The following is a 26,357-nucleotide window of genomic DNA, read 5'->3' on the forward strand; positions in this document are numbered from 1 at the left end:
CGGCGAGTCTCTGCAGGAAGTCCCGATGATTCAGAGCAAGCTGCCGAATGTCGGCACCACCATCTTCACCCGCATGTCGCAACTGGCCGCCGAGTGTGGCGCGATCAACCTCTCCCAGGGCTTTCCCGATTTCGACGGTCCGCCGGAGCTGCGCGAGGCGGTAGGCCGGCATATCGCCGCCGGGCACAACCAGTACGCGCCGATGACCGGCTTGCCGGCCCTGCGCGAGCAGGTGGCGAAGAAGATCGAGCAGTTCTATGGACGCCGGGTGAGCGCCGACAGCGAGGTGACCATCACGCCGGGGGCGACCGAGGCGATCTTCAGCGCGATCCAGGCGCTGGTCCATCCGGGCGACGAAGTGGTGGTACTCGACCCGTCCTACGACAGCTACGAACCCTCCGTGCAACTCGCCGGCGGGCGTTGCGTGCACGTGCCGCTGGCGCTGCCGGACTTCTCCATCGACTGGCAGCGCATGGCCGAGGCCATCGGGCCGCGTACCCGGCTGGTCATCATCAATACCCCGCACAACCCCAGCGGCGCGCTGATCGACCGCGAGGAACTGGACCGCCTGGCCGCGCTGATTCGCGACCGGGATATCTACCTGATCAGCGACGAGGTATACGAGCACCTGGTGTTCGACGGTGTCGCCCATACCAGCGTGCTGTCCCACGACGAGTTGTATCCGCGCTCCTTCGTGGTCAGCTCGTTCGGCAAGACCTACCACGTCACCGGCTGGAAGACCGGCTACGTGGTCGCGCCGCCGGCGCTCAGCGCGGAGCTGCGCAAGGTCCACCAGTACGTCAACTTCTGTGGCGTCACGCCGCTGCAATGGGCATTGGCGGACTACATGGCCGGCCATCCCGAACATTTGCGGCAATTGCCCGGTTTCTACCAGGCCAAGCGCGACCTGTTCTGCGACCTGCTGCTGGACTCTCGCTTCCGTTTCACCCGTGCGCCGGGCACCTACTTCCAGTGCGTGGACTATTCGGCCGTCCGTCCGGACCTGGACGACGTGGCCATGGCCGAGTGGCTGACCCGCGAACACGGAGTGGCGGCGATCCCGGTTTCGGTGTTTTATGAAAAGGCGCCGGACGCCATGCGGCTGGTCCGGTTCTGTTACGCCAAACGCGAGGAGACGCTGCGTCAGGCAGCGGAAAAGCTATGCGCGATCTGACGGTTCTGCCGGACCTGGACATCGCCCTGGTCCAATCCTCCCTGGCCTGGCACGACGCCCAGGCCAACCGCGAGCATTTCGCCGCCCTGCTGGAGAGCGCCGCCGGCGCCGACCTGGTGGTCCTCCCGGAGATGTTCACCACGGGTTTCAGCATGGCTTCGGCCGAGCAGGCCGAGCCCGAGCTGGGGCCGACCCATGCCTGGCTGCTGGAGCAGGCCCGGCGCCTTGGTGCAGTGGTCACCGGCAGCCTGATCGTCCAGCTCGCCGACGGCAGCCATCGCAATCGCCTGCTCTGGGCGCGCCCGGACGGCGAGATGCTGCACTACGACAAGCGCCATCTGTTCCGCATGGCCGGCGAACACGAGCACTACAGTCCCGGCGAACGCCAGGAACTGTTCGAACTCAAGGGCTGGCGGGTGCGCCCGTTGATCTGCTACGACCTGCGTTTCCCGGTGTGGAGCCGCGACCCGCACGACACCGACCTGTTGCTCTACACCGCCAACTGGCCCGCGCCTCGTCGACAGCACTGGAACCGCCTGCTGCCGGCGCGGGCGATCGAGAACCTTTGCTACGTGGTGGCGGTGAACCGTATCGGCGAAGACGGCAACGCCTTGCGCTACGCTGGGGATAGCCAGGTCCTGGACTTCCAGGGCGACAGCCTGTTCAACGCGGCGGACGCCGACGGCGTGTTCCGCGTCCGGCTGGACGCGGCGGCACTGGCGGCCTATCGCCAGCGTTTCCCGGCCTACATGGACGCGGATCGCTTCGAAATCCATCCTTGAGTGCCGGAACGTCCGCTTCCGGTCGATGTCCGAGGCCATGACCCGGCGCTGCGCATGATGGCGCAGTGCCGGGAATGGAGTTACCCGTATCCCGCGGCGCCGCGCCGTGGGCATCAGATCAGGAGGAAGACCAATGGGACTGCTCGATTCGATTCTCGGTTCGGCGCTGGGTGGCTCTGAAGGACAGGGAGGTGCTCGCGATCCGAAAGTGGCCCTGTTGATCGGGCTGGTGACCATGCTGATGTCGCGCCAGGGCGGTGCGGCACAGGGCGGTGGCGATGGCGGTGGTCTGCTCGGTTCGCTGGGCAGCATCCTTGGTGGCGCCGGCGGCGGGGCTGCAAGCGGCGGGCTGGGTGGCGTCCTCGGCGATCTGCTCGGTGGCGCCGCGGGCGGTGCCGGGCAGGCGGCGCCGGGCGTGGAGGCCGGCTCCCTGGGCGGACTCGGCGGACTCGGCGGATTGTTCCAGATGCTCCAGAACGCAGGCCTGGGCGATGCCCTGAATTCCTGGATCGGCGCTGGGCCGAACCAGTCGGTGTCGGCGGCGGACATTTCCCGCGCCTTCGGCGACGGTCAGTTGCAGCAACTGGCGGACTCCGCCGGAGTCAGCCAGGGCGAGGCGGCCGAACACCTGAGCAGCCTGCTGCCGGAACTGGTCAACAAGCTGACGCCGGACGGCCAGGCGCCGCAGGGCGACCTGGACATCGGTTCGCTGCTGGCGCGCTTCAGCTAAGGCTTTCCCGTCGATGCGGGGCGGATAGCCGCGATACGGTTATCCGCTCTACGCAACGGGGCGAGGCCGCCCTCGACGGCAGGTCGGTCAATAGGCGCTGGCGCTGTCCAGGCGGTGGATCGCCTGTTCGTCGAGCTTCAGGTGGGTGGCGGCGATCAGGTCGTCGAGCTGTTCCAGGCTGGTGGCGCTGGCGATCGGCGCGGTCACCGTCGGGCGAGCGATGAGCCAGGCCAGGGCGACCTGGGTCGGGTTGGCGTTGTACTGCTCGGCCACTTCGTCGAGCGCCGCGAGGATGGCCACGCCGCGCTCGTTGAGATAACCCTTCACCTTCTCCCCCCGGGCTCGCCCGGCGGTGTCGGCCTGGCTGCGGTACTTGCCGCTGAGGAAGCCGCTGGCCAGCGAGTAGTAGCTGATCACCCCGATACCGAGTTCTTCCACTGTCGGCTCCAGGTTGGTCTCGTAGTCGGCGCGATCGTACAGGTTGTATTCGGGTTGCAGGCTCTGGTAGCTCGGCAGGTGGAGCCGGGCGCTGACCTGGCGTGCCTCGAGGAGGCGCCGGGCGTCGTAGTTGGAGGCGCCGATGACCCGCACCTTGCCTTTCTTGATCAGTTCGCCATAGGTGGAAAGGGTTTCCTCCAGGTCGGTGTGGGGATCGTCGGTGTGCGACTGGTAGAGGTCCAGGTAGTCGGTCTGCAGGCGTCGTAGCGAGCGCTCCAGGGCCTGCTCGATATAGGCGGCGGAGAGGCCTTTGTGGCCATTGCCCATGTCCATCCCGACCTTGCTGGCGATCACCACGCGGTCGCGTTTGCCGGTGCGTTTCAGCCACTTGCCGATGAGGGTTTCCGACTCGCCGCCCTGGTGCCCGGGAACCCAGCGCGAATAGACGTCGGCGGTGTCGATGCAGTTCAGGCCGGCGTCGAGCAGGGCGTCCAGCAGCCTGAAGGAGGTGCTTTCGTCGGCAGTCCAGCCGAAGACGTTGCCGCCAAATACCAGTGCCGGTATCTCCAGGCCGGAGTTGCCGAGTTTGCGTGTGGTCATGCGTCATCCCTCCTGAGTGCGGTCCTGTGTGGGCGCTTTCGTTCGCACGTCTTGCTGTGACTCCCGGCGGGCGCGGAATGTTCAGCCGGCGCGCAGCGTCCTATAGACTCTGCCGGTTGCCGGGATTTTCCAATGCCGGCCCTGGTAAAGCTTCAGTAAATATCCGCAGGGAGCACACGCATGAACAGCGACACCGAGAATCCGTTCCGCCCACCGGAGGCCCGCCTGGACGAGCCTGACGCCACCCATGGCGAGCCGCTGTACAGGCTTTCCGCGATCGGTCTGGGTACCTTCATCGGCACGCCCCTGGCCGGTGCCTTCCTCGCGGCGGTGAATCTCCGTCGCCTGGGACGGGCGCAGGAAGTCGGGAAAACCTGGCTGGTCGGCCTCTGCCTGTTTGTCCTGCTGCCGGTCCTGGGCGCGATACTGCCGGAGAACATCCCCTCGATCGGCTTCACGGTGGCGCAGATATTCGGCATGGTCTACTACGCCAAATCAGCCTTCGGTCCGGCCCTGGACAGCCACAAGGCAGCGGGCGGAGCGTTCATTTCCAACTGGCGGGCGGCGGGGATCGGCCTGCTGTTCATGTTGGTGGTCCTGTCGGTAGCGATCCCGGTGGTGATGCTGGTGGTGTGAGGGGCAGCCCGCGCTTTGCCTTATCATGAGTTCTTTATCCGCGATGACTGGCCATGACTACACAACGCTACCTGCTCGATGAACTGGAAACCGCCGACATGCTCGAGATCGACGGTCTGCACGCCTGGCGCTTCGAACTCAACGAGAACCTGCTGGACCAGGCGGACCTGGCGGCGGAAGCCGACCAGCCGTTCGCCAGCGAAGACTGGGTGCTGGCGGTGGAAAGCCTGGATGGACGCACCCGTCGCGAGTGGCGTTTTTCCTACAACGCGGTGATGGAAGCCGAGCCCCAGGCCGATGGTGAGTCCTGGCGCCTGACCACAGGGGAGGGGGCGTACCAGCTCCGTTGCCTGGGAGCGGTCAGCGCCAGCGGCGAGGATGAGTGAAGCGACTGAGCTGAAAGATGCCCATGAAAAAAGGGAGCCGCCTGGCTCCCTTTTTTCCCTTCCGTGCCGGTCAGGCCGCCTTGGCCTCGGCCTGGGTCACCGCGCGGTTCAGCGCGCTGAACAGGGCGCGGAAGCTGGCGGTGGTGATGTTCTCGTCGATGCCGATGCCGTGCAGCGGGCGCTGGCCCTCCAGGCGGATCTCGATATAGGCCGCGGCCTTGGCATTGGCGCCGGCGCCGATGGCGTGCTCATGGTAGTCCATGATTTCCGCCTTGACCGGCAGGGCGGCCACCAGGGCTTCCAGCGGTCCCTTGCCGATCCCGCGCCAGTGCTGCTTCTCGCCGTCGAAGGAGACTTCCAGGTCGACGGCGCTGGTGCCGTTCTCTTCCTGCAGGCGATGGCTGGCGAGGACGTAGGGCGAGGTTGCCTTGAGGTATTCGTTTTCCAGCAGCGAGTAGATCTGTTGTGCGGTCATTTCCAGGCCGAGACGGTCGGTCTCGCCTTGCACTACCTGGCTGAACTCGATCTGCATGCGCCGCGGCAGGCTGATGCCGTACTCCTGTTCGAGCAGGAAGGTGATGCCGCCCTTGCCGGACTGGCTGTTGACCCGGATCACCGCTTCGTAGTCGCGGCCGATGTCGGCCGGATCGATCGGCAGGTACGGCACTTCCCAGATCGCGTCTTCCTTCTGCTGGGCGAAGCCTTTGCGAATGGCATCCTGGTGCGAGCCGGAGAAAGCGGTATGGACCAGGTCGCCGACATATGGATGGCGCGGGTGGACCGGCAACTGGTTGCACTCTTCGACCACCTTGCGCACCGCGTCGATGTCGGAGAAGTCCAGTTGCGGATGCAGGCCCTGGGTGTACATGTTCAAGGCCAGGGTCACCAGGTCGACGTTGCCGGTGCGCTCGCCGTTGCCGAACAGGCAACCTTCGACGCGGTCGGCGCCGGCCATCAGGCCCAGCTCGGTGGCGGCCACGCCGGTGCCACGGTCGTTGTGGGTGTGCAGGCTGATGATCACGCTGTCACGCTTGTCGACGTGGCGGCCGAACCATTCGATCTGGTCGGCGTAGACGTTCGGCGTGGCGCACTCCACGGTGGCCGGCAGGTTGAGGATGATCTTGTTGTCCGGGGTCGGTTGCCAGACGTCGATCACCGCGTTGCAGACCTCCACCGAGAACTCCAGCTCGGTAGAGCTGAAGATTTCCGGCGAGTACTGGAACGACCACTGGGTATCCGGTTGCTCGGCGGCCAGCTTCTTGATCAGTTTCGCGGCGTTGGTGGCGATGTCCACGACGCCCTGCTTGTCCTGGTTGAAGACGATGCGGCGGAACGACGGGGCGGTGGCGTTGTAGACGTGGACGATGGCCTTCTTCGCCCCGCGCAGGGATTCGAAGGTGCGGGTGATCAGGTCTTCGCGGGCCTGGGTCAGCACCTGGATGGTGACGTCGTCCGGGATGTGGTTGCCTTCGATCAACTCGCGGACGAAGTTGAAGTCGGTATCGGAAGCCGACGGGAAGGCCACTTCGATCTGCTTCAGGCCGACCTGCACCAGGGTCTTGAAGAACCGCATCTTCTTCGCCGCGTCCATCGGTTCGATCAGCGACTGGTTGCCGTCGCGCAGGTCGGAACTGCACCAGATCGGCACCTCGGTGATGGTCTTCGACGGCCAGGTGCGGTCGGGCAGATTGATGGCCGGGAATGGGCGGTATTTCTGCGAAGGGTCTTTCAACATGCTCATGGGGCTAATCCTTTGGAGTCGGTTCCTGGGCCGGCGGGGCCAGGCGAACGCAGTGACGAGATGAAGAGAAGCGTCGCTCAGCCACGCAGTCGCGGGCTGACCAGGCACAGGCAGGCGTGTTGGCGGAGCAGGATGAGGGTGTGTGGTGTTTTCATGCGTACCACACTAGTGAGACTGCATTTGAATGGCAAGCATTAAAGGAAAATTAGTAGAATTTCCCATTTGTGCGGCTTTTGTGGGTTTTTATTCTTTCTCGGCGGTGAAAGCTTGTCCTCGATTGCGCCGCCGGCACGCTCTCCGCAATGGAAAATTCTGCGGCCCCATGCCGCAGAAGAGCCAGCCGCCCTTGTGCGATCATTTCGTTCCCCGTGCCTGGGGCGTATAACGACAGGCGCATTCTTCTTTTCGGCATGACCCGGCGCGAGCGGCCATCCGGCCCGCTACGCGGTGGTCTTCATTCAAGACGGCGGGAGTCGCAGGTGGCGACCACTCTGAAACGACAAGGCATCGGTGCATGGCTGGCTCTGTTCGCCATGCTGATGATCTTCGTCGGGCCGTTGATCTCCCAGTCGATGCCGATGGACCACCCGATGCCGATGGGCGTGGGGATGGGCCACGAAGGCATGTCCCACGAGAACATGGACCATGGCGACATGGCCCATGCCGGCTGTTCCGATGCCCAGCGCTCCGTCGTCCATGCCGGCATGCCGGGGATGGGCGGCGAGGAAGGCAATCGCCTGGCCAGCGACGTGCTCTGGGAGAAGTGCGGTTATTGCAGCCTGTTGTTCCACAGCCCGCCGCTCACCGAAGACGCCTGCCTGGCGCTGTTCTCCGTTCCCTTCGCGACGGCGCCCGCCGTCGCTTTCCTGAACGAGGCGTTCGTCGCCTCGCCGGTGTTTCCCGGCGCCCGTACCCGTGCGCCGCCGTTCCTGATCGCCTGACCTCTTTCAATCCGATAGCCGCCGCTTCCTGGGGGCACCGGCGCGTCTTCGCCGCGCCGGTGACGCGAGCCTGGCCGGGTGCCTGCTCGCCGTGGGGGCGGGGCGGAAGTCACATAGATCATGGAAAAACGTATGTCTACTCAACAACGAGCGGCCGGCGACGCCTGCCCGACCGCCGCTTTCAGCTTCGACCCTGCCCGTCTCGCACAACGCCGCCGCTGGGCGGGAGCCTTCGCCGCACTGTGCGGCCTGGCCCTGTCTCCTTCGGCGCTCCTGGCCGAGGAGCACTCCCAGCACCAGGATCACGCCGTGGAGCTGGCGCCGAGCGTGGTCACCGGAGTCGCCCAGAGTTCGCCGCTGACCATCGTCACCAATCCCAAGGAGCCGCGCCAACCGGTGCCGGCCAGCGATGGGGCCGACTACCTGAAGACCATTCCCGGCTTCGCGGTGATCCGCAACGGCGGCAGCAACGGCGACCCGGTGCTGCGCGGGATGTTCGGTTCGCGCCTGAACATCCTCACCAACGGCGGCATGATGCTCGGTGCCTGTCCGAACCGGATGGACGCGCCGACCTCCTACATCTCGCCGGAAACCTACGACAAGCTCACCGTGATCAAGGGCCCGCAGACGGTGCTCTGGGGGCCGGGCGCGTCGGCCGGGACGATCCTCTTCGAGCGTGAGCCGGAGCGCTTCGGCGAACTCGGCTCGCGGGTCAACGCCAGCCTGCTGGCCGGCTCCAACGGCCGCTTCGACAAGGTGCTGGACGCCGCCGCCGGCAACCGGCTCGGCTACCTGCGCTTCACCGGCAACCACGCGCAGTCCGACGATTACGAGGACGGCGCCGGGAATACCGTGCCGTCGCGCTGGAAGAAGTGGAACGGCGACGTCGCGGTCGGCTGGACCCCCGACGAGGACACCCTGATCGAACTCACCGCCGGCAAGGGCGACGGCGAGGCACGTTACGCCGGGCGCGGCATGGACGGCTCGCAGTTCAAGCGCGAGAGCCTGGGCCTGCGCTTCGTCAAATCGAACGTCAGCGATGTGCTGGAGAAGGTCGAGGCGCAGGTCTACTACAACTACGCCGACCACATCATGGACAACTTCCGCCTGCGCACTCCCGACCCGTCCAGCATGATGCCCATGCCGATGGCGTCCCAGGTGGACCGACGCACCCTCGGCGGTCGCCTGGCGGCCACCTGGCGCTGGGACGACTTCAAGCTGGTCACCGGGGTCGACGCCATGCGCAACGAGCACCGCGCGCGCGGCTCCAAGTACGACATGATGACCGACTACTACACCGACGCCGACCAGTTCCCCTGGAGCAAGGACGCGGTGTTCCACAACTACGGGGCCTTCGGCGAACTGACCTGGTTCGCCGCCGAGCGCGACCGGCTGATCGGCGGGTTGCGCCTGGACCGCGCCTCGGTCAAGGACTACCGGCAGACCCTGAAGTCCGGGCACATGGGCCACGCCATGGCCAACCCGACGGCCAACGACACCCGCGCCGATACCCTGCCCAGCGGCTTCGTGCGCTACGAGCACGACCTCGCCGACTCGCCGACCACCCTCTACGCCGGCCTCGGCCATGCCGAGCGCTTTCCCGACTACTGGGAGCTGTTCTCGCCCAAGCGCGGGCCGAACGGGTCGGTCAACGCCTTCGACAAGATCAAGCCGGAAAAGACCACCCAGCTCGACTTCGGCCTCCAGTACAACGGCGACAAGCTGCAGGCCTGGGCCTCCGGCTACGTCGGGGTGGTCCAGGACTTCATCCTGTTCAGCTATCGCGAGGGCATGATGGGCTCCTCGACCCAGGCGACCAACGTCGACGCGCGGATCATGGGCGGCGAGCTGGGCGCTTCCTACCAGCTCACCGGCAACTGGAAGACCGACGCCAGCCTGGCCTATGCCTGGGGCAAGAACAGCTCGGACGACCGCGCGCTGCCGCAGATCCCGCCGCTGGAAGCGCGCTTCGGCCTGACCTACGAGGAAGGTGACTGGAGTGCCGGCAGCCTGTGGCGGGTGGTCGCGCCGCAGAATCGCATCGCCAGGGACCAGGGCAACGTGGTCGGCAAGGACTTCGACAAGAGCGCCGGCTTCGGCGTCTTCTCGCTCAACGGCGCCTACCGGGTGACTCGCAACGTCAAGCTGAGCGCCGGTGTCGATAACCTGTTCGACAAGGATTACACCGAGCACCTGAACAAGGCCGGCGACGCCGGCTTCGGTTTCTCCGCCAACGAAACGGTTCCCGAGCCGGGCCGGACCTTCTGGACCAAGGTCGACTTCAGCTTCTGAACCTTGAACGAGGCCCCGTCCAGCGGGGCCCGCCTTGCCTACGTGCGCTCCGATGAGGTGATCCATGCAATCGAACGAAAAGAACGGCCGTGACTTCTACGCGCTGGCCTGGCGCTGGCATTTCTACGCCGGCCTGTTCGTCGCGCCCTTCATGATCCTGCTGGCGCTGACCGGAATCGTCTACCTGTTCAAGCCGCAACTGGATGCGCTGCTCTATCCGCAACTGCTGCGGGTCGAAGCCGGTGCGCAGATGCGCAGCGCCGACCAGTTGCTCGCCGGGGTGCGCCAGGCGCACCCGCAGGCCGCCGTCAGCCAGTACCTGCCGCCGAGCGAGGCGGGGCGCAGCGCGCAATTCGTGATTGGCGAAGAGGGCAGGCAATGGAACCTCTTCGTCGATCCCTACAGCGGACGCGAACTCGGCCGCCAAGATGCACAACTGAATCTCCAGGCGGTGGCCCGGGCACTGCATGGCGAGCTGATGGTCGGGACCGTCGGCGACCGGCTGATCGAGCTGGCCGCCGGCTGGGGCATCGTCCTGGTGGTCTCCGGTCTCTATCTGTGGTGGCCGCGCGGGCGGGCGGCGAGCGCGCTGTTCTGGCCGCGCCTGCACCTGCGCGGACGACCGCTGTGGCGAGATTTACATGTGGTCGCCGGTTTCTGGGGCAGCCTGCTGTTGTTGTTCATGCTGCTCAGCGGGATGACCTGGACCGGCTACTGGGGCAAGCAGTTCGCCGATGTCTGGAACCGCTTCCCGGCGGCGATGTGGAACGATGTGCCGACCTCCGACATGCAGGCCGGTAGCCTCAACAGCGCGTCGCGCCAGCAGGTGCCCTGGCCGCTGGAGAACACTCCGCTGCCGCGCTCGCAGCCGCCGGCGGCCGACGCCCATGCCGAGCATCGCGGGCATTCCGCCCAGGCCGGGCACGCGATGCCGATGGACATGCCGATGCCGGCGGGCATCCCTCTGCAAAGGGTGGTGGATATCGCCCGCGAGCGCGGCGTGGCGGCGGGCTACGGGATCGCCCTGCCGAGCGGGATGGAGGGGGTCTACACGATTTCCGTGTTCCCCGACGATCCGCGCCACGACGCCACCCTGCACATCGACCAGTACAGCGGCAAGGTTCTCGCCGACGTGCGTTGGCAGGACTACAACGCGGTGGCGAGGAGCGTGCAGATGGGCGTCGTGCTGCACGAAGGCAAGCTCTTCGGCCTGGGCAACCAGTTGCTGATGCTCGCGGTCTGCCTGGCGATCCTGCTCAGCTCGGCGAGCGGCCTGTGGATCTGGTGGAAGCGCAAGCCGGCCGGACGCCTTGGCGTGCCGCCGCTGCGCCACGAGCTGCCGCGCTGGAAGACCGGCATCGCCATCATGCTGGCGCTGGGCGTGGCCTTCCCGTTGGTGGGGGCCTCGCTCCTGCTGGTCTGGGCGCTGGACTGGCTGGTGCTGTCGCGGCTGCCGGCGGTTCGCCGGGTCCTGGCTTGAGACCTGCTGCCCGGCGCTCAGTCGAGGTCGAGCTGGCGGGTCTTCCAGAGTGCCGCCAGCAACAGCACGCAGAGCAGCGCCTCGGCGCCGAGCCAGAGGAAGGTGGTTAGCGCCGGCGAGGCGTCGATCAGCACACCGTAGAGACGCGCCGCGCCGCCGCTGGCGATCACCGCCAGGGCGGCGAGCAGGCCGATCACCAGGTAGCGGGGGCGCAGGGCGGCATAGCCGAGCAGCAGGCCGATGCCGAAGCTGGTGCCGCCGTAGCTGGCGCGCAGGTCGGTGAGGGCGGCGGGGGTGAGCGGTTCGCCGCTGGTGAGCAGGGAGGCGAGCGGGCCGGGGAAGAAGACGAAGCCCAGGCCGAGGACCACGAACAGTGCCGAGCACAGCCAGAGCAGGCGAAGCGGGTGAGTCATGCGGTGTCTCCCTTGGTCATGAAAGGGGCGCATCGACGCGCCCCCTGTTCCTTCTGACCTCAGCCGGCGCCGCGTTGCTCACTTCTCAGGGCTGGAAGGCACCGATGAAGATCGCCGGGTCGACCCGCGCGTCGTTCAGGCTGACGTTCCAGTGCATGTGCGGTCCGGTGGCCCTGCCGGTGGCGCCGACCTTGCCGAGTACGCCGCCGCGCGGCACCTGCTGGCCGAGCTTCACGTCGATCTTCGACAGGTGGCAGAACATGCTGATGAAGCCCTGGCCATGGTCGACGAACACCGTCTTGCCATTGAAGAAGTAGTCGCCGATGAGGATCACCTTGCCGGCCGCCGGCGCCTTGATCGGCGTACCGGCCGGTACCGCGAAGTCTAGACCGGAATGCGGGTTGCGCTCTTCGCCGTTGAAGAAGCGGCGCAGGCCGAAGGGGCTGGAGAGCGGACCGTCGACCGGCTTGTCGAGCATCAGGTTGCTGGGCAGGCCGGGACTGAAGCGGCGGTAGGCGGCGGTCTGCTCGGCGAGTTCGCGCTCGATGCGCTTGAGGTCTTCCGGCAGCGGATTGACCTGGCGCTTGTTCTTCAGGGTGATGCGCTGCTCGCGGTAGTGCTTGCTGCCGACGCTGAAGCGTTCCTCGTGGTTGCCGGTCGCCGCCCGCACTTCCAGCTTCTGCGGGCCTGGCTTGGTGCTCAGCGGGATGCCGACCACGGCGATCCAGCGGCGGCCTTCCTCGCGCACCACCAGCACCGGCTTGCCCTGGTAGAAGGCCCGCGGCGGCGGGCCTTCCTCGCCGAGGTCGACCACCGCCACCCCGCCGGGCACCGGCTTGTTCAGCAGGCGCATGATGAAGCTGTCGGCCTGGGCGGGCAGGGCGCAGAAAGCGGCGAGCAACAACGTGGAAACGAAGGCTAGGGTGCGGGGCATCGGCTTCTCGACTCGTCGGGCGTCAAAGCCGTCTATGCTGGCGGAAGAGCGCGGCGGGGGAAAGCCCGCAAGGGTTGCAAACGTTTTCACCTGCGGCACTCTGTCGCGCCCGGCGTTTTTACTTTTGCCCCGCGCTCAGGCATAAAGGGCCCATTCTCCGGAGAACCGACGATGCCCCTGTCACGGCGCCCCGTGGCCTGGCTCGCCAGCCTGGCCGTGCTGATGAACCTGTTCGTGGTGCCGCTTTCGCAGGCGCTGACGACGCAGGAGCGCGCCTCGTTGCTGCTCGGCGGCTTCTGCAGCACCTCGTCCGATTCGCTGCTGCGCCTGAAGCTGAGCGCCGCGTTCAAGGACATCGATCTTCCCGACGACCACGAAAGCCTGGCCCCGCACCTCTGCTGCTGCGCCGGCGCCGCCGGCACGCCCGGACTGGTCGCCTCCTGGCCGGCATTGCCGCTGGCGCCGCTGGCCAGCCCGGCCCGCAACGCCTTCTCCGCCATCGACCTGCCTCCCCTGCGCTATTGGCGCCTCGCCAATCCGCGCGCCTCTCCTGTCGCCTGACTCCTCCCCCGCGCCTTCGACAACCTGGACCTTCGGGTCGGGGCAGGTCGCGGCGCAATACCCTAGCTTCCCCCATGGAATCGCCGGTCCGACGGAAAAAGACCGGTCATACGCTACTGGAGAGTCACCATGCGCACATCCTTCTTCGCTGCCGCGGCCCTGCTGGCCGTTTCCGCTTTCGCCCAGGCCCACGAGTACAGCGCCGGCCAACTGCACATCGAGCATCCCTGGGCGCTGGCCCTGCCGCCGACCTCGCCGAACGGCGCGGCCTACTTCGTGGTGCAGAACCACGGCAAGGAAAACGACACCCTGCTTGGCGCTGACACGCCGCGCGCGGCTTCCGCCGAGGTGCACGAGCATGTGCACAAGAACGGCATGATGAGCATGCAGAAAGTCGACAGCGTCGACGTCGCACCAGGCAAGGACCTGCGCTTCGCTCCCGGCGGCTACCACCTGATGCTGATGGGCCTGAAGCAGCCACTGGTGGCCGGCGAGCGCTTCCCGCTGACGCTGCATTTCCGCAAGGCCGGCGACGTGCCGGTGGAAATCGTCGTCGAGTCCAAGGCGCCGGCCGAACAGGGCGGGCACGAGCAGCACGGCCACTGAGCGCCGTGTCGAGCAGGGGCGCCCGGCGCCCCGCCTTTGCGTGCGAGGTTCAGAGCATGAACAGCAACAGATATCCCTTGCCGGCGCAGACCGGCCTGGTGGTGGCTCCCAGCCTGCCGCCGAAGAACTCCACCCTGCGTCCGGACCAGCTCAACAAGCGCCTGAGCAGCGCCTGGCACCATCTCTACGACCTTTGCCCGGAACTGCTGAAGATCGATCCGCCGGATGGCCTGACCATCCTCCGCGGTTTCCTGCAATGGGCGGCCGAGCAGAAGGCCGCCTGGAACTGGGCGATGCACCTGCGCCTGTACTGCTGGCTGCTGCAGTCGCCGTTCGGCGCCAAGGTGACCGACGAGCACCTGGAGGTGCTGATGGACGCCTCCGCCGCGCGTTGGACGGTGGACGACACCAGCGCCAACCGCGGCATCCTCCTGGCCAGCCAGGGCGGTGCGCACATCACCCAGGACTGGAAGGCGCCGCAGGCCGGCGCCGGCACGCGCGTGCCGCTGGAGCGCCTGGACCTGCCGGCGCCGAACTGGACATTCGCCTATTGCGCGGTGCCTGACCCGCGGCTGCGCGAGTTCCCGGGCTGGAAGCCGTTGCCGGCGCGCGGCTCGCTGGTCGGTTGAGCGCTCGCCGCCCCGCGTACGGGGCGGCGCCGTTTCAGCGGTTGGCCAGGGCCCGCTGGTTGGAGTCGTAGATGTTGTCGCGTTCCGGAACGTGCCGGCCGGCGAGGCTTTCCAGCCATTCCTCGGTGCTGAGCACGGCGGCGAAGGAGGACTGCAGGACGATGCCGAAGATCCGGTGGATCTCTTCCGCGCTGGCCTGGCCGGCGCGGTTGCGGTAGGGCACCGAGCCGCTGGCGTCGTGCAGGTATTCCACTTGCCAGCCTTCGTGGATCGCCTGGCGGATGGTCGAGTCGTCGCAGTGCTGGGTCATGTAGCCGACCACGGCGAGGGTGTCGATGTCGCGCTCGCGCAGCCAGTCGGCCAGCCCGGTGCCGACGAAGGAACTGGCCAGTTGCTTTTCCACCTTGTGCTGGTAGGGCCGCGAGGCGACCACCTCGTGCAGCTCGGCCTGCCGGCTGCCGCGCGCGAACAACGGCGAGTCCGCCGGCGCCAGGTGCTGCACCACGACGATCGGGATGCCCGCCGCGTGGGCGGCATCCATGGCGGCGCCGATACGTTCCAGCGACGATTGGATGGCGGGAAATTCGATACGCAGGTTGCCGCTGACGTATTCGTTCTGTACGTCGATGACCAGCAAGGCGCGTTTGGGTTGACGTGCGGACATGGCGTTTCCTCCTGAGTGGGTGAGGCGGATTCTGGTCCCGGCGCGGCGTAGCGAGTGAGTGGCCTGAGAGACAACTTTCGCTAGAATCGGGCCAACCCGCTCATACCCACCGAGGTGCGCATGTCCCGCCAGTCCGTGGCCGTGGTGGCCTTCGACCGCATCAGTCCGTTCCACCTGTCGGTGCCCTGCCTGGTGTTCGGCCAGGAGTGCTACGACCCCTGCGCGCAGGCCTTCGACCTGCGTGTCTGCGCCGCCGAGCCGGGCCGGCTGCGAACCACGGTGGGGTTCACCATCGAGGCCGAGGCCGGGCTGGAAGCGCTGGCCGAGGCGCAGACCGTGATCGTGCCGAGCTGGCGCGATCCACACGAGCGTCCGCCACAAGCGCTGCTGGATGCGTTGATCGCGGCCCGTGCACGCGGTGCGCAACTGGTGGGCTTGTGCCTGGGGGCCTTCGTGCTGGCCGAGGCCGGGTTGCTCGACGGTCGCCGCGCCACCACCCACTGGATGTGGGCGGAGGATTTCGCTGGGCGCTTCCCTGCGGTGCGGGTGGAGCCCGACGTGCTGTACATCGAGGACGACGGCCTGCTGACCTCGGCAGGCACCGTCGCCGGCATCGACTGCTGTCTGCACCTGGTCCGCCAGCGGCTCGGTGCGCAGACTACCAATCACCTGGCCCGGCGCCTGGTGGTGGCGCCGCATCGGCAGGGCGGCCAGGCCCAGTTCATCGAGCAGCCGCTGCCGGACAGCGCCCAGGACGGCCGTCTCGGCGAGCTGCTGGTGTGGCTGCGGCAGAACCTCGACCAGGCGCACAGCCTGGACAGCCTGGCACAGCGGGTGCTGATGAGCCGGCGGACCTTCACCCGGCATTTCCGCCAGCTCACCGGCACCACCGTCAGCCAGTGGCTGCAGGCCGAACGCCTGGCCCTGGCCCAGCGCCTGCTGGAAACCACCGAGCATTCGGTGCAGGCGATCGCCGGGCTGGCCGGCTTCGGTTCGGCGGTGTCGTTGCGCCAGCAGTTCTCCGCCGCGTTCGGCCTGCCGCCGCTGGGCTACCGGCGCGCCTTCGCCTCCTAGTCCGCCGGAGGGCGCTTCTGCAACTGCTGGCGCCAGAGCGCGTCCATCGCCTGCAACTGCACCGGGCCGAACAGCGCCTGCGTCGCGCCGGTGTGCCAGGCCCAGAGCTGGTCGCCGAAATCGTAGTGCCACCATTCGCTGGGCAGGTTGCTGAAACCGACGTCGAGCATCGCGTGATAGAGCAGGCGACGGTGATCGCGGACGCGTCGCTGGCGCGTGTCGGGCTCCGCCAGGCGTTCGAAGTAGGCGGTGTAGGAGGCCGGCACGGCTTCGTCGAAGGCGCTGCCCATGTCCAGCCAGCGGCCCTGGGCGTCGCACAGGGTGACGTCCACCGCGCCGCCGGTGAGATGCGGGCTGGGCGCCTCGCGGCTGCTGCTCGGCGGCGAGACGAACTGGCGGGTGAGCCGTTCCAGCTCGGCTTCGCCGGCCCGTGGGTAGTGCGCGGCCAGGGCGCTGGACAGGCTGTCGTAGAGATACTGCTGCACGGCGAACGGCCGCCAGGCGTCCAGCACCACCAGGCGCACGCCGCCGGGGAGGGCGGCGGCGACCCGCAGGAGACGCTCGAAGACCTCGCCGCGAGCGTGGCACTCCGGGATCGCGTGAGGAATGCCGAGCTTGTGGTAGGCCGGCCAGACGCTGAAGTCACGGCTCAGCCCGAGCGCCTCCAGCGGCGTGCCGGCATCGACGATGGGGATGCCGGCCACGGCGTGCCAGTCGGGCTCCGGGAGAACGGGGATGGCTTGGGTGAAGTCGGTCATGGTGTCAATTGAGCAGGCGTGGCAGCCACAGGGTCAGGGAGGGGAACAGGATCAGCAGCGAGAGTACCCCCAGGGCCAGCAGGATGAACGGCCAGATACCCTTGAACATTTCCAGGATATCGAGGCGGCTGATGGTCGCCACGATGAACAGGCAGGCGCCCATTGGCGGGGTGATCAGGGCGATGGTGATGTTCAGGGTGAAGATCAGCCCCAGGTGCACCGGATCCACGCCGGCGGCCAGCGCCACCGGAGCGACTATCGGTGTCAGCAGCATCAGTACCGAGACCTCCTCCATGAGCATGCCGCAGACGAAGATCACCGCACTGATGATGAACAGCATCAGGGTCGGCGAGTGGCCGAACGGCTCCAGCAACTGGGCGAACTCGCTGGCGACCTGGGCGTAGTTGAGCAACCAGTTGACCACCGAGGCGGCGGCGATGATCACGTAGATGCTGGCGGTCAGGCGTACCGTCTCGCGCAGCGAGTTCCACAGCCCGACCAGGCTCAGTTGGCGCTGGAGCAGGCCGACCAGCGCCACGTAGAGGGCGATCAGGGCGCCCGACTCGGTGGGCGTGACCAGGCCCAGGACGATTCCGGCGACGATGATCACCGGCGCGATCAGCGCGGTCAGGGCGCCGGACAGTGCCGCCAGGATCTCGCCCCAGGCCGGTGCCGCATGGCGCGCCTGCAGCCCGTTGCGGTAGGCGTACACCGCGTTCAGCAGCATGAAGGCGGCGGCCAGCAGCAGGCCGGGAATCACCCCGGCGAGGAACAGCTCGCCCACCGAGGTGTTGGTCAGCGAGGAGTAGAGGATCATGAAGATGCTCGGCGGGATGATCGGACCGATCAGCGAGCTGCCCGCGGTCAGCCCGGCGGCGAAGCGCCGCGAGTAGCCTTCCTTTTCCATGGCCGGCACCAGCAGGGTGCTGAGTGCCGAAGCGTCGGCCGCGGCGGACCCGTTGACCCCGGCGAAGAACACCCCGGCGACCACGTTGACGTGGCCGAGGCCGCCGCGGAAGTGGCCGACCAGGGCGTTGGCCAGGCGCATCAGGCGCGGGGTCATGCCGGAATGGTTCATCAGGTTGCCGGCCAGCACGAACAGCGGGATCGCCATCAGCGAGAAGATGTCCATGCCGCCGAAGAAGCGCTGCGGCAGGGTGTTGGCGAACAGCGCCGGGTCGACGAAGAGGAACCCCACCAGTGCGGTGAGCAATAGGCAGAGGAACAGCGGCAGGCCGAGCAGGAGGTTGACCACGAAGGCCGCGATCATGGCGATGGCCATCATGCCTGCGTCCCTCCCTCGACGGTGGTGCTGGCCGGCTGCCGCGGCCAGGGCCCCTGGAGCAACAGCATGAGGGTCAGCAGGCCGAAGCCGAGCGGCAGGCTGAGCAACGGCCAGGTGCGGCTGACGCCCAGGCCGAGGCTGCGGAAGCGCCCGGCGTTCAGCGCGTAGCGGGTGCTGACCCAGGCAGCGAAGGCGAAGAAGGCCAGCGCCAGCAGCCACTGGTAGAGCCTGAGGACCTGCGCCAGGCGCGGCGGCAGGCGTTGTTCCAGCAGGTTGACGCGCATGTGCCCGCCTTCCATCCATACCGCGCCGAGCGCCAGCATTACTGCGCCGATGATGAGGTAGCGGGCCAGTTCGTCCATCCAGATCGGCGAGCTGCCGAGCAGGTAGCGGGCGAACACGCCGTAGATGAGCAGGACCAGGTCGAGCAGCAACAGCAGCGTGGCGAGGTTCAGCAACGCGGCGCGCATGCCCTTGAGCAATGACGGCATGGGAGGTACTCCGGAAGTCGGACAGGCGCGCCCGACCGACGGCAGCGGCCGTCGGGGGCAACGCGCGAAGGTCAGGGGGCGGTGGCGAGACCGGCGTCGCGGAAGGCCATCTCGGTCCAGCGCGGCTCGATGTCCTGGGTCTTCAGCCAGGCCAGGTAGGACGGCTGGCCTTTCTCGCGGAAGGCGGCGAGGTCATCGGCGGACGGCTGGATGATCTGCATGCCCTTTTCCTTGAGGAACGCCAGGTCGTGCTCCTGCTGGGCGGCGACCGCCTCGCGGTTCAGCCGGGTGGCTTCGGCGGCGGCGTCGAGCAGGGCCTGGCGCGCCTTCGCCGGGAGGCTGGCGAGCAGATCGCCGTTGGCCACCAGGAACTGGTCGGAGTACTGGATGTTGGCCAGGGTCAGGTACTTCTGCACCTGGTAGAGGCTGCCGAGGATGATGTAGGAGGTCGGGTTCATCTGGCCGTCGGCGACGCCGGTGCGCAGGCCCATGTACAACTCGGTCCAGGGGATCGGCGTGCCGGAGGCGCCGAAGGCTTCGTAGAGCGCCACCTGGCTGGGATCCATGGCGCGGAAGCGCAGGCCCTGGAAGTCCGCCGGGCCGTGGATCGGCTTCTTGCCGTTGGTGAAGTTGAGGAAGCCGCCTTCCTCGACCACCGCCAGCAGCTCGGTGCCGGTGCGCTCGCGGAAGGCCTCGCGGGCGGCCTTCCAGTAGCTGCCGCTATCGAAGAAGGCGTGGGCCGCGGCGGCGTCCTTGAACATGAAGGGCGTGGCGCTGACGTAGATCTCCGGGAACAGCGGGGCGATCCCGGCGAAGGAGGCGATGTTCAGGCCGGGGCCGGTCATCACCTGTTCCATGCGCTGCTCCTCTTCGCCGAGCATGCTGTTGGGGTAGAGCTTGAACTGCAGTTCGCCGCCGCTCTTTTCCTCGGCCAGGCGCTTGAGGTTGCTGGCGAACAGGTGCACCAGGTTCTTCTCGCTGTCGGCGGCGCCGTTATAGCTCAGGTTGAGGGTGGTGGCGGCCTGGGCGAGGCTGCCGCCCAGGCCCAGGGCGGCGGCCAGCAGTCCGGCGGCGAAGCGGCGGGCGAGGCTGCGGCGCGGATTCGTGTGCATGTTGTTTTCCTTATGGCAGTCCGAACGGTCGAGGGATCGGCGGCACTTCTTGTCGGGGCGCGGGGCCGGGTGCTCGCACGAAAGCGAAGCAACGCTAGCCGTTGTCTCGTTGACTATTCAAGTCCGGACGTGATGCGAAAAAGACAACGCCTCAGCGCTGCGAGAGCCCGGGCGCGTCGCCACTGAAGAAGCGCATGCCACGGCGCAGGTGTTCCAGGCAGGCGATCGCCGCCACGGTCAGCTCGCGGCCCTTGTGGCTGACGATCCGCGCGCGGGCGTCGCGCAGCGCCGGGTGGGCCAGCGGCAGGCAACGGATATGCCCGGCCTCGATCTCGTGGCTGACCGTCAACTCCGGCATGAAGGCCACGCCGATGCCGGACTTGACGAAATTGGTCAGCACCGCCACCGAGTTGGTGCGCAGCTTCGGCCTTAGCTCGATGCGCTCCAGTTGGGCGGCGATCACCGCCAGTTGGCCCATGCCGGTGCTGTTGTGGATCAACGCCAGCGACTCGTTGCGCAGCGCGCGCATCGGCACCGCGCCGCGGTGTCCGGCGAGGGCATGGTTGGCGGGGATGATCAGGTCGAGGGGCTGGCGGGTGTCGACGTGCACGTCCAGTTCGCCGTCCTCGACCGGGGCGTAGACCAGGGCCAGGTCGACGGCGTCTTCCTTGACCAGCGCCACGCCTTCGTTGGCCCCGGCCATGCGGACCTCCAGCTCGATGCCGGGGTAGCGCAGGATGAAACTCTGCAATGGCTGGGAGATCAGGTCGGCGATGAAGCCCTCGCCGACCGCCAGGCGCACCTTGCCCTGGCGCAGCCCCTGCAGGGCCGACAGACGCGACAGCACGCCCTCTTCGTTGGCCCGTTGCTGGCGGTAGTGCGCCACCAGCAGCTCGCCGGCCTCGGTAGGCGCCACGCCCTGCGGGGTGCGTTGCAGGAGGCGCACGCCGAGATGTTCCTCCAGGCTGGCGAGCTGCCGGCTGATGGCCGAGGGGTCGATGTTCAGGTGCTGGGCGGCGCGGCGAAGAGAACCGTGGTGGATCACCTCGTTGAGGTAGGCCAGGGCGCGCTGGCTGAGGCGGATCATCGCGGCTCAGTCCAGCAGCGACAGGGTCACCGGCGTCCGGTGGTTGTCCTCGACCCGCACCTCCAGTTCGCCTTCCGCGAGGCGCGCCTTCAGGCGCTGTCCCGGCTGGGTCTGGCCGGCATCGCGGATCGCCCGGCCACGCTCGTCGAGGAGGATGCTGTAGCCGCGGCCCAGGGTCGCCAGCGGGCTGACCACGTTGAGCGTCTGCGCCAGTCCTTCGAGGCGCTGACGACGATCCTTCAGTACCTCGCGGGCGGCGCGCGGCAGGCGCGCGGCGAGGCTGTCGAGCTTCTGCCGGAGCAGCGCCAGGGTGCGGCCCGGATGCTGTGCGGCGAGACGCGTCTCCAGGCGGACCAGGCGTTCGTGGCGGACCGCCAGCTGGCGCTCGAAGGCACGGCGCAGGCGCATGTCCAGGTCGTCCAGGCGCTGCGCCTGCTGGCGCAGGCGTTCGCCGGGATGGCGCAGGCGGCGGGCGACGCCTTCCAGGCGCAGGCGTTCGCGCAGCAACTGGTCGCGCATGCGCAGCACCAGGCGCCGGCGCAGGCCGTCGAGACGCTGCTGCAGGTCGCCGGCGTTGGGCGCCAGCAGTTCGGCGGCGGCCGAAGGCGTCGGGGCGCGCACGTCGGCGACGAAGTCGCTGATCGATACGTCGGTCTCGTGGCCGACCGCGCTGACGATCGGCGTGGTGCAGGCCGCCACGGCGCGCGCCACCGCTTCTTCGTTGAAGCACCAGAGGTCTTCCAGGGAACCGCCGCCCCGGGCCAGGATCAGCGCGTCGAAGCCTTGCCGGTCGGCCAGTTGCAGCGCGCGGACGATCTGCGCGACGGCCTCGCGGCCCTGCACTGCGGTGGGCACCAGGGTCAGCTCGACCTGCGGTGCGCGGCGGCGGAACACGCTGATGATGTCGCGGATCACCGCCCCGCTGGGCGAACTGACGATACCGATGCGGCGCGGATGGGCGGGCAGCGGACGCTTGCGTTCGCTGGCGAACAGGCCTTCGCCGGCGAGTTTTTCCTTCAATGCCTCGAAGGCCAGGCGCAGGGCGCCGTCGCCGGCCGGCTCGACGGTATCGGCGATCAACTGGTAGTCGCCGCGTCCCTCGAACAGCGAGATCTTCCCGCGCACCTTTACCGCCAGCCCGTCGCGCAAGGCCTGGCGTACGCGCAGGGCGTTCTGCCGGAACAGCGCGCAGCGGATCTGCGCGTTGCTGTCCTTGAGGGTGAAGTAGACATGGCCGGAGGCCGGCCGGGCGAGGTTGGACAGCTCGCCCTCGACCCAGACCTGCGGGAACATGTCTTCCAGCAGCAGGCGGGCGCGCTGGTTCAGTTGGCTGACGGTCAGCACCTCGCGATCGAGGCCGAGCCGTTGGAAGGGATCGTTACGCATGGGCGGCATGATAAGGCGGCGCACCGGGATGTGCGATCAATCCTTGGCTTCGTTCGGCAGATTCTCCAGGAAATATTCGACGAAGCCTTCCACCAGGGGGCTATCGTCGCGTCGCCAGGCCAGCGCCACCTCGCTGTATGCCTCGGCCTCGGCCAGAGACATGAAGCGCACGGCGGGCGGTGCGATGGCGCGCATCGAGGCGGGCACCAGGGCGACGCCGAAGCCGGCCTCGATCAGTTGCAACTGGCTGGTCTTGCGCGACAGCGCGCGCGCCGGGCGTGGGTAGAAACCGGCGCCGAGGCAGAGTTCGGCGGCGCGATAGCTGAGGCCGCCGCGTTGCAGGTGGGGAATGGAGACGAAGGTTTCTCCGGCCAGGGCGGCCAGGGCCACGGGGGCTTCACGGCGGGCCAGCGGATGGTCGGCGGCGAGAGCCAGGAGCAACGGCTCGCGGTACAGGGCGCGCAGGTGCAGCCGGGGATGCTGGCGCAGCACCGGCAGGCGCAGCAGGCCAAGGTCCAGGCGTCCTTCGGCGAGATCGGCGAGTTGCTGCTCGGAGGATTGCTGGGTCAGTTCCAGGCGGACGCCGCTCTGCGCCGCGAGGTAGCCGCGCAGCGCCGCTTGCAGGCCGCCCACCAGCGGCACCGAGCTGGAGTGCCCCAGGCGCAGCAGGCCATGGCCGCCTTCACCGACCTCGCGAGCCAGGCGCCGGGCGGCCTCCAGGTCGCCGAGCAGGCGCTGCGCGCGTGGCAGGAAGGCGCGACCGGCCGGCGTCAGCTCGACCTGGCGCGGACCGCGGCGGAGCAGTGGGGTGCCGATGCTGTCCTCCAGTTCGCGCACCTGCCGGCTGAGCGCCGACTGGGCGACGAACAGGCGTTCGGCGGCACGGCTGAAGCCGCCGGACTCGACGATTTCGACGAAGTAATGGAGTTGCCGCAAAGAGATCATCGGAAGATTCCCCATGCCTTTTCGAGATGGCTACAGGGCTCGGATTGTATTGGCTGGCGCGCCGTTGCGCTCGCTAGAGTGCGCAGGTCGTCGTTCCGGGAGTCGCCATGTCCTCGCTCGATCCGTCAGTCCTGTTCGCCGCCCTGCCGTTCAGCCTATGGCAATGGCTGCTGGTTGAACTGGCCATCGTCCTCGCCTATGTGGTGTTCGGCATCGCCGGCTTCGGCACCGCGCTGGTCGCCGGCCCGTTGCTGGCCGGGGTGCTGCCGCTGTCGCAGATCATTCCGCTGCTGGTCCTGCTGGATTTCAGCGCGTCGTTCGGCAACTGGCTGCCGGCGCGGCGGCAGATCGCCGTCACTGAGCTCAAGCGTCTGCTGCCCTGCATGTTGCTGGGCTGTGCGCTCGGGGCGTACGGACTTCTGGCGCTACGCGCGGAGCTGCTGATGCTGGCCCTCGGCGTGTTCGTCAGTTTCTATGCGCTCTACGCGCTGTTCCTCCAGCCACGCGGCCAGCCGCGCTGGCGGGCGACCTGGGCGTTGCCGTTCGGTGTCTTCGGCGGGCTGTTCGGCGCGTTGTTCGGCAGCGGCGGCTTCCTCTATTCGCTGTACCTGAACGGACGCCTGGCGAGCAAAGAGCAGATGCGCGCCACCCAGAGCGCGTTGATCGGCTGTAGCACCTTCGTCCGCCTGGGGCTGTTCCTGCTCGGCGGGCTGTATGCCGCGCGCGAGCCCTGGCTGCTCGCCGCCTGCCTGCTGCCGGGCATGGCGCTGGGCCTGTGGATCGGCCGTCGGGTGACCCTGCGTCTGTCGCGTGAAGCCTTCGTCCGCCTGGTCACCTGGCTGGTGCTGTGCAGCGGCCTGGCGCTGGTCGGGCGCTACCTGGCCGCTTGAAGCGGCTGCGCCGGGCACAGGCCGAACTGTGCGGCCAGCTCTTCGAGGCGCTGGCGCTGGAAGTCGCGGAACGCCGCGTTGGGCTGCTGCAACTCGATGAAGTCGCGCAGCGGGTCGCGCACCGCGCTGCGCACGCCGCTGAGTTCTTCGATCACAGCCAAGCCGCAGAACGGCACGTAGGCTTCCGAGTAGCCGCCTTCGTGGACCACCACCAGGCGTCCGCCGGCATGCCGCTCGGCCGCGTCGCAGACCATCGCGGTCATCGCCCGGAAGCTGTCGCTGTGCAGTTGCATGCGTGCCAGCGGGTCCACCGCGTTGGCGTCGAAGCCACTGGCGACCACGATCAATTGCGGGCGGAAGCGCTCCAGCGCTGGCAACACGATGCGTTGCATGGCCTGCATGTAGGCGTCGTGACCGCCGCCGGGAAGCAGCGGCACGTTGAGGTTGAAGCCACGACCGCGATCCTCGCCGATGTCTTCGGCGCCGCTGTAGCCAGGCGGGAAGCAGCCGTCCTGATGCAGGGAAATGCTCAACACGTCGTCGCGCCGGTAGTAGATCGCCTGGGTGCCGTTACCGTGGTGCACGTCCCAGTCCAGTACCGCGACCCGCTCGACGCCGTGGCGCGCCTTGGCCGCCTCGATGGCCACGGCGATGTTGGCGAAGAAACAGAAGCCCATCGCCTGGTCCGGCAGGCAGTGGTGACCTGGCGGCCGCGACAGCGAGTAGGCGTTGTCCGCCTCGCCGGCGAGCACCACGTCCAGCGCGGCGATGGCCAGGCCGGCGGAGAGCCGGGCGATCTCGTAGCTGCCCGGGCCGATCGGCGCGTCCTGGCCGAGGCTGCCGCCGCCGGCGTCGCTCAACGCCTTGAAGCGTTCCAGATAGTGCGCCGGATGCACGCGCAGCAGGTCCTCGTCGCTCGCCGGCGGTGCGCTGCGCAGTTGCAGGCGGGCGGTCAGGCCGGACACGTCGAGCAGGCTTTTCAGCCGGCGCTTGGTTTCCGGTGATTCGGCGTGTCCGGCGGCGGCAGGCGGTTGCACCCAGCCGCCGACCGGCAGGGTCAGCGCGTGCGGGCCGGCGGCGTGCCAGAGGCAGAGTTCGTCGAAGAAGAAAGCGGTACGTCGGGTCATGGCGGGTATCCGTGGTTCGAGAAAGGGTTTCAGCGTGGCCGGCAGGCCAGGGCCAGCAGCAGCGAGAGGCCGGCCAGGCCGGCGGCGATCGGCAGCAGCGGGAGGAAACCGCCGCTGCTTTCGATGAGTCGTCCGGCCAGCGCCGGGCCGATGGCCAGCCCGCCGCCGATGACCAGGTTGGAGGCGTTCATCAGGCGGCCGGAGCGGTCCAGATCGGCGAGGCAGGCGAGGATGAACGGCAGGGCGAAGGTCCAGGTGAACTTGAACAGCAGCGCGGCCAGGGCGAAGCGCGCCAGCGGTGGCTGGCCGATCAGCAGGAGGATCGCCGCGGCCATCGCCAGGTAGCCGCCGAGCAGCATCAGGTCGCGCGGCAGGCGGTTGCCGATGAAGGAGGCGCAGGCCGCCCCGGCGATGCCCATCAGGGTGGCGACGGCGAGTACCTCGCCGCTGGCGCCGGCACCGATCCCCGCGCCTTCGGCGATGGCGCCGATGAAGGTCCAGACGCCGCTGAGGCTGATATAGAAGGTGAGCACGGCGAGGATACCCAGCCCGACCCGCAGTCGCGAGTGAACCGCGCCGGTACTGGCGCGGGCTTCCGCTGGCGGGCTGCCACTGGGGAAGGCCCGCGACAACGGTAGGGCGAGGCCCATCAGGCCGGCCAGCAACAGGTAGCAGGCGGCCAGGCCGAAGCGTTCGAACAGCGCCGGCAGCAGTGCCAGGCCGACGGCGCCGACCACCAGTTGGCCCATCACCCAGAGCCCGTAGACCCGGCTCGGGGTGGCGGTGCTGGCGGCGCTGGACAGGCAGAGGATCATCAGCGAGCCGCCGGCGAGGGCGCTGCAGAAACGCAGGGCGAGCAGCAGCGGGTAGCTGCCGGCCAGCGCCGAGGCCAGGTTGGCGGCGATGAACAGCAGGCCGGCGAGCAGCGCCGCGTGGCGCCAATCGACGCGTTTCAGCCAATGGAAGGCCGGCAGCGTCGCCAGGCTCATGGCGCCTAGCTCCACCGAAAACAGGTCGCCGACCCGCGCCGGGCTCAGTTGCCACTGGGCCGCCAGTTGCGCGGCGACGGCGGGGGCGGTCATCAGGATGGTCGGGGTGATCGCGGCGAACACCACGATGGCCGCGAGCAGCGCGAGGTTGCCGGACGCCGGAGAGGCGCTGGCGAGAGTCTTGTCGGAAGCGCTCATGGCTGCGC

Annotated in this window: 27 protein-coding genes; 13 read left to right on the forward strand and 14 right to left on the reverse strand. The window is 68.0% G+C overall.

Going from position 1 to position 26,357, the window contains the following annotated elements:
• Positions 1 to 25: 25 nt before the first annotated feature.
• The 3 genes from VQ067_RS05975 (at position 26) to VQ067_RS05985 (ending at position 2,686) form a co-directional block, all read left to right on the forward strand.
• On the forward strand, positions 26 to 1,174 hold the full coding sequence (locus tag VQ067_RS05975; RefSeq protein ID WP_023434847.1) for a pyridoxal phosphate-dependent aminotransferase: 1,149 nt from the start codon (positions 26 to 28) through the stop codon (positions 1,172 to 1,174).
• Positions 1,162 to 1,956: an amidohydrolase gene (locus VQ067_RS05980; protein ID WP_003092781.1), complete on the forward strand. Its 795-nt coding sequence runs from the start codon at positions 1,162 to 1,164 to the stop codon at positions 1,954 to 1,956. Before VQ067_RS05975 ends, VQ067_RS05980 begins: the two co-directional genes overlap by 13 nt.
• A 133-nt stretch (positions 1,957 to 2,089) precedes the next feature.
• Positions 2,090 to 2,686 (forward strand): YidB family protein, encoded by a 597-nt coding sequence (locus VQ067_RS05985; protein ID WP_033991050.1) that lies wholly within the window; start codon positions 2,090 to 2,092, stop codon positions 2,684 to 2,686.
• Between the two features lie 87 nt (positions 2,687 to 2,773).
• Here VQ067_RS05985 and VQ067_RS05990 read toward each other — a convergent pair whose 3' ends face one another.
• The gene (locus VQ067_RS05990) at positions 2,774 to 3,724 is read right to left on the reverse strand and encodes an aldo/keto reductase (RefSeq protein ID WP_003129791.1); all 951 of its coding nucleotides are present in this window, start codon (positions 3,722 to 3,724) and stop codon (positions 2,774 to 2,776) included.
• Between the two features lie 180 nt (positions 3,725 to 3,904).
• On the opposite strand from VQ067_RS05990, the gene VQ067_RS05995 reads away from it, so the two are divergent.
• Together VQ067_RS05995 and VQ067_RS06000 are read left to right on the forward strand one after the other, a co-directional pair.
• Positions 3,905 to 4,360 carry a hypothetical protein gene (locus VQ067_RS05995; protein WP_003107363.1) on the forward strand — a complete coding sequence of 152 codons (456 nt, stop codon included), beginning with the start codon at positions 3,905 to 3,907 and terminating at the stop codon, positions 4,358 to 4,360.
• 53 nt (positions 4,361 to 4,413) lie between these two features.
• Complete coding sequence (locus VQ067_RS06000) at positions 4,414 to 4,746, forward strand: DUF5629 family protein (RefSeq protein ID WP_003092770.1); 333 nt, start codon at positions 4,414 to 4,416, stop codon at positions 4,744 to 4,746.
• 70 nt (positions 4,747 to 4,816) lie between these two features.
• Here VQ067_RS06000 and leuA read toward each other — a convergent pair whose 3' ends face one another.
• Positions 4,817 to 6,487 (reverse strand): 2-isopropylmalate synthase, encoded by a 1,671-nt coding sequence (gene leuA, locus VQ067_RS06005; RefSeq protein WP_003092766.1) that lies wholly within the window; start codon positions 6,485 to 6,487, stop codon positions 4,817 to 4,819.
• 479 nt (positions 6,488 to 6,966) lie between these two features.
• Here leuA and VQ067_RS06010 point away from each other — a divergent pair, with 479 nt between their 5' ends.
• The 3 genes from VQ067_RS06010 to VQ067_RS06020 all read left to right on the forward strand — a co-directional run bounded on the left by VQ067_RS06010 (position 6,967) and on the right by VQ067_RS06020 (position 11,200).
• Positions 6,967 to 7,428, forward strand: a complete 462-nt coding sequence (locus VQ067_RS06010; protein ID WP_003092760.1) for a DUF2946 domain-containing protein — start codon at positions 6,967 to 6,969, stop codon at positions 7,426 to 7,428.
• Between the two features lie 120 nt (positions 7,429 to 7,548).
• Positions 7,549 to 9,720: a TonB-dependent copper receptor gene (locus VQ067_RS06015; RefSeq protein ID WP_074241037.1), complete on the forward strand. Its 2,172-nt coding sequence runs from the start codon at positions 7,549 to 7,551 to the stop codon at positions 9,718 to 9,720.
• A gap of 64 nt (positions 9,721 to 9,784) precedes the next feature.
• Positions 9,785 to 11,200, forward strand: a complete 1,416-nt coding sequence (locus tag VQ067_RS06020; protein WP_003092750.1) for a PepSY-associated TM helix domain-containing protein — start codon at positions 9,785 to 9,787, stop codon at positions 11,198 to 11,200.
• 17 nt (positions 11,201 to 11,217) lie between these two features.
• Here VQ067_RS06020 and VQ067_RS06025 read toward each other — a convergent pair whose 3' ends face one another.
• Together VQ067_RS06025 and VQ067_RS06030 are read right to left on the reverse strand one after the other, a co-directional pair.
• Positions 11,218 to 11,613: a DUF4345 domain-containing protein gene (locus VQ067_RS06025; RefSeq protein WP_003129796.1), complete on the reverse strand. Its 396-nt coding sequence runs from the start codon at positions 11,611 to 11,613 to the stop codon at positions 11,218 to 11,220.
• A gap of 85 nt (positions 11,614 to 11,698) precedes the next feature.
• Entirely contained in the window at positions 11,699 to 12,547 is an 849-nt protein-coding gene (locus tag VQ067_RS06030; RefSeq protein WP_003092745.1) for a M23 family metallopeptidase, read from the reverse strand.
• 171 nt (positions 12,548 to 12,718) lie between these two features.
• Here VQ067_RS06030 and VQ067_RS06035 point away from each other — a divergent pair, with 171 nt between their 5' ends.
• The 3 genes from VQ067_RS06035 (at position 12,719) to VQ067_RS06045 (ending at position 14,343) form a co-directional block, all read left to right on the forward strand.
• Positions 12,719 to 13,108 carry a DUF2946 family protein gene (locus tag VQ067_RS06035; RefSeq protein WP_003129797.1) on the forward strand — a complete coding sequence of 130 codons (390 nt, stop codon included), beginning with the start codon at positions 12,719 to 12,721 and terminating at the stop codon, positions 13,106 to 13,108.
• Positions 13,109 to 13,237: 129 nt separating this feature from the next.
• The gene (locus VQ067_RS06040) at positions 13,238 to 13,714 is read left to right on the forward strand and encodes a copper chaperone PCu(A)C (protein ID WP_003109794.1); all 477 of its coding nucleotides are present in this window, start codon (positions 13,238 to 13,240) and stop codon (positions 13,712 to 13,714) included.
• 56 nt (positions 13,715 to 13,770) lie between these two features.
• Positions 13,771 to 14,343, forward strand: coding sequence for a putative natural product biosynthesis protein (locus VQ067_RS06045; protein WP_003122107.1), 573 nt, complete (start codon positions 13,771 to 13,773; stop codon positions 14,341 to 14,343).
• A 34-nt stretch (positions 14,344 to 14,377) separates the two neighbouring features.
• On the opposite strand, the gene VQ067_RS06050 is transcribed toward VQ067_RS06045, so the two are convergent.
• Positions 14,378 to 15,007, reverse strand: coding sequence for a cysteine hydrolase family protein (locus VQ067_RS06050; RefSeq protein ID WP_003105389.1), 630 nt, complete (start codon positions 15,005 to 15,007; stop codon positions 14,378 to 14,380).
• 120 nt (positions 15,008 to 15,127) lie between these two features.
• On the opposite strand from VQ067_RS06050, the gene VQ067_RS06055 reads away from it, so the two are divergent.
• Positions 15,128 to 16,081 carry a GlxA family transcriptional regulator gene (locus VQ067_RS06055; protein WP_003137870.1) on the forward strand — a complete coding sequence of 318 codons (954 nt, stop codon included), beginning with the start codon at positions 15,128 to 15,130 and terminating at the stop codon, positions 16,079 to 16,081.
• Here the strand turns inward: VQ067_RS06055 and VQ067_RS06060 are convergent.
• The 7 genes from VQ067_RS06060 to VQ067_RS06090 form a co-directional block, all read right to left on the reverse strand.
• Positions 16,078 to 16,839, reverse strand: coding sequence for a M15 family metallopeptidase (locus VQ067_RS06060; protein ID WP_033991052.1), 762 nt, complete (start codon positions 16,837 to 16,839; stop codon positions 16,078 to 16,080). The two genes, VQ067_RS06055 and VQ067_RS06060, sit on opposite strands and share 4 nt — an antisense overlap.
• A 4-nt stretch (positions 16,840 to 16,843) precedes the next feature.
• The gene (locus VQ067_RS06065) at positions 16,844 to 18,124 is read right to left on the reverse strand and encodes a TRAP transporter large permease (protein WP_003092733.1); all 1,281 of its coding nucleotides are present in this window, start codon (positions 18,122 to 18,124) and stop codon (positions 16,844 to 16,846) included.
• Positions 18,121 to 18,615 carry a TRAP transporter small permease gene (locus VQ067_RS06070; protein ID WP_003092732.1) on the reverse strand — a complete coding sequence of 165 codons (495 nt, stop codon included), beginning with the start codon at positions 18,613 to 18,615 and terminating at the stop codon, positions 18,121 to 18,123. Before VQ067_RS06070 ends, VQ067_RS06065 begins: the two co-directional genes overlap by 4 nt.
• 71 nt (positions 18,616 to 18,686) lie before the next feature.
• Positions 18,687 to 19,727: a TRAP transporter substrate-binding protein gene (locus VQ067_RS06075; RefSeq protein ID WP_033991053.1), complete on the reverse strand. Its 1,041-nt coding sequence runs from the start codon at positions 19,725 to 19,727 to the stop codon at positions 18,687 to 18,689.
• A 151-nt stretch (positions 19,728 to 19,878) separates the two neighbouring features.
• Positions 19,879 to 20,814, reverse strand: a complete 936-nt coding sequence (locus tag VQ067_RS06080) for a LysR family transcriptional regulator (RefSeq protein ID WP_003092728.1) — start codon at positions 20,812 to 20,814, stop codon at positions 19,879 to 19,881.
• 6 nt (positions 20,815 to 20,820) lie between these two features.
• Positions 20,821 to 22,200, reverse strand: a complete 1,380-nt coding sequence (gene xseA, locus VQ067_RS06085; protein WP_033991092.1) for an exodeoxyribonuclease VII large subunit — start codon at positions 22,198 to 22,200, stop codon at positions 20,821 to 20,823.
• A 36-nt stretch (positions 22,201 to 22,236) separates the two neighbouring features.
• Positions 22,237 to 23,145, reverse strand: a complete 909-nt coding sequence (locus VQ067_RS06090) for a LysR family transcriptional regulator (protein WP_003137872.1) — start codon at positions 23,143 to 23,145, stop codon at positions 22,237 to 22,239.
• A 107-nt stretch (positions 23,146 to 23,252) separates the two neighbouring features.
• Between VQ067_RS06090 and VQ067_RS06095 the strand changes: the two genes are divergently transcribed.
• Positions 23,253 to 24,035 (forward strand): sulfite exporter TauE/SafE family protein, encoded by a 783-nt coding sequence (locus tag VQ067_RS06095; RefSeq protein WP_019681639.1) that lies wholly within the window; start codon positions 23,253 to 23,255, stop codon positions 24,033 to 24,035.
• On the opposite strand, the gene VQ067_RS06100 is transcribed toward VQ067_RS06095, so the two are convergent.
• Both VQ067_RS06100 and VQ067_RS06105 read right to left on the reverse strand, forming a co-directional pair.
• On the reverse strand, positions 24,020 to 25,162 hold the full coding sequence (locus tag VQ067_RS06100) for a class II histone deacetylase (RefSeq protein WP_033991054.1): 1,143 nt from the start codon (positions 25,160 to 25,162) through the stop codon (positions 24,020 to 24,022). The two genes, VQ067_RS06095 and VQ067_RS06100, sit on opposite strands and share 16 nt — an antisense overlap.
• A gap of 29 nt (positions 25,163 to 25,191) precedes the next feature.
• On the reverse strand, positions 25,192 to 26,349 hold the full coding sequence (locus VQ067_RS06105; RefSeq protein ID WP_003109800.1) for an MFS transporter: 1,158 nt from the start codon (positions 26,347 to 26,349) through the stop codon (positions 25,192 to 25,194).
• Between the last annotated feature and the right edge of the window lie 8 nt (positions 26,350 to 26,357).

This window comes from Pseudomonas sp. KBN12P06040 (genome assembly GCF_037574965.1).
Lineage (GTDB): Bacteria > Pseudomonadota > Gammaproteobacteria > Pseudomonadales > Pseudomonadaceae > Pseudomonas > Pseudomonas aeruginosa.

What these genes read in the sequence shown, in the direction of transcription:
- VQ067_RS05980 (WP_003092781.1), top strand. Translation starts at nt 1,162, where the DNA reads ATGCGCGATCTGACGGTTCTGCCGGACCTGGACATCGCCCTGGTCCAA.
- VQ067_RS06080 (WP_003092728.1), bottom strand. Translation starts at nt 20,814, where the DNA reads ATGATCCGCCTCAGCCAGCGCGCCCTGGCCTACCTCAACGAGGTGATC.
- VQ067_RS06040 (WP_003109794.1), top strand. Translation starts at nt 13,238, where the DNA reads ATGCGCACATCCTTCTTCGCTGCCGCGGCCCTGCTGGCCGTTTCCGCT.
- VQ067_RS06105 (WP_003109800.1), bottom strand. Translation starts at nt 26,349, where the DNA reads ATGAGCGCTTCCGACAAGACTCTCGCCAGCGCCTCTCCGGCGTCCGGC.
- VQ067_RS06075 (WP_033991053.1), bottom strand. Translation starts at nt 19,727, where the DNA reads ATGCACACGAATCCGCGCCGCAGCCTCGCCCGCCGCTTCGCCGCCGGA.
- VQ067_RS06100 (WP_033991054.1), bottom strand. Translation starts at nt 25,162, where the DNA reads ATGACCCGACGTACCGCTTTCTTCTTCGACGAACTCTGCCTCTGGCAC.
- VQ067_RS05995 (WP_003107363.1), top strand. Translation starts at nt 3,905, where the DNA reads ATGAACAGCGACACCGAGAATCCGTTCCGCCCACCGGAGGCCCGCCTG.
- VQ067_RS06035 (WP_003129797.1), top strand. Translation starts at nt 12,719, where the DNA reads ATGCCCCTGTCACGGCGCCCCGTGGCCTGGCTCGCCAGCCTGGCCGTG.
- VQ067_RS06030 (WP_003092745.1), bottom strand. Translation starts at nt 12,547, where the DNA reads ATGCCCCGCACCCTAGCCTTCGTTTCCACGTTGTTGCTCGCCGCTTTC.
- VQ067_RS05985 (WP_033991050.1), top strand. Translation starts at nt 2,090, where the DNA reads ATGGGACTGCTCGATTCGATTCTCGGTTCGGCGCTGGGTGGCTCTGAA.
- VQ067_RS06060 (WP_033991052.1), bottom strand. Translation starts at nt 16,839, where the DNA reads ATGACCGACTTCACCCAAGCCATCCCCGTTCTCCCGGAGCCCGACTGG.
- VQ067_RS06050 (WP_003105389.1), bottom strand. Translation starts at nt 15,007, where the DNA reads ATGTCCGCACGTCAACCCAAACGCGCCTTGCTGGTCATCGACGTACAG.
- VQ067_RS05990 (WP_003129791.1), bottom strand. Translation starts at nt 3,724, where the DNA reads ATGACCACACGCAAACTCGGCAACTCCGGCCTGGAGATACCGGCACTG.
- VQ067_RS05975 (WP_023434847.1), top strand. Translation starts at nt 26, where the DNA reads ATGATTCAGAGCAAGCTGCCGAATGTCGGCACCACCATCTTCACCCGC.
- VQ067_RS06070 (WP_003092732.1), bottom strand. Translation starts at nt 18,615, where the DNA reads ATGCCGTCATTGCTCAAGGGCATGCGCGCCGCGTTGCTGAACCTCGCC.
- VQ067_RS06095 (WP_019681639.1), top strand. Translation starts at nt 23,253, where the DNA reads ATGTCCTCGCTCGATCCGTCAGTCCTGTTCGCCGCCCTGCCGTTCAGC.
- leuA (WP_003092766.1), bottom strand. Translation starts at nt 6,487, where the DNA reads ATGAGCATGTTGAAAGACCCTTCGCAGAAATACCGCCCATTCCCGGCC.
- VQ067_RS06000 (WP_003092770.1), top strand. Translation starts at nt 4,414, where the DNA reads ATGACTACACAACGCTACCTGCTCGATGAACTGGAAACCGCCGACATG.
- VQ067_RS06055 (WP_003137870.1), top strand. Translation starts at nt 15,128, where the DNA reads ATGTCCCGCCAGTCCGTGGCCGTGGTGGCCTTCGACCGCATCAGTCCG.
- VQ067_RS06020 (WP_003092750.1), top strand. Translation starts at nt 9,785, where the DNA reads ATGCAATCGAACGAAAAGAACGGCCGTGACTTCTACGCGCTGGCCTGG.
- VQ067_RS06045 (WP_003122107.1), top strand. Translation starts at nt 13,771, where the DNA reads ATGAACAGCAACAGATATCCCTTGCCGGCGCAGACCGGCCTGGTGGTG.
- xseA (WP_033991092.1), bottom strand. Translation starts at nt 22,200, where the DNA reads ATGCGTAACGATCCCTTCCAACGGCTCGGCCTCGATCGCGAGGTGCTG.
- VQ067_RS06065 (WP_003092733.1), bottom strand. Translation starts at nt 18,124, where the DNA reads ATGATGGCCATCGCCATGATCGCGGCCTTCGTGGTCAACCTCCTGCTC.
- VQ067_RS06015 (WP_074241037.1), top strand. Translation starts at nt 7,549, where the DNA reads ATGGAAAAACGTATGTCTACTCAACAACGAGCGGCCGGCGACGCCTGC.
- VQ067_RS06025 (WP_003129796.1), bottom strand. Translation starts at nt 11,613, where the DNA reads ATGACTCACCCGCTTCGCCTGCTCTGGCTGTGCTCGGCACTGTTCGTG.
- VQ067_RS06090 (WP_003137872.1), bottom strand. Translation starts at nt 23,145, where the DNA reads ATGATCTCTTTGCGGCAACTCCATTACTTCGTCGAAATCGTCGAGTCC.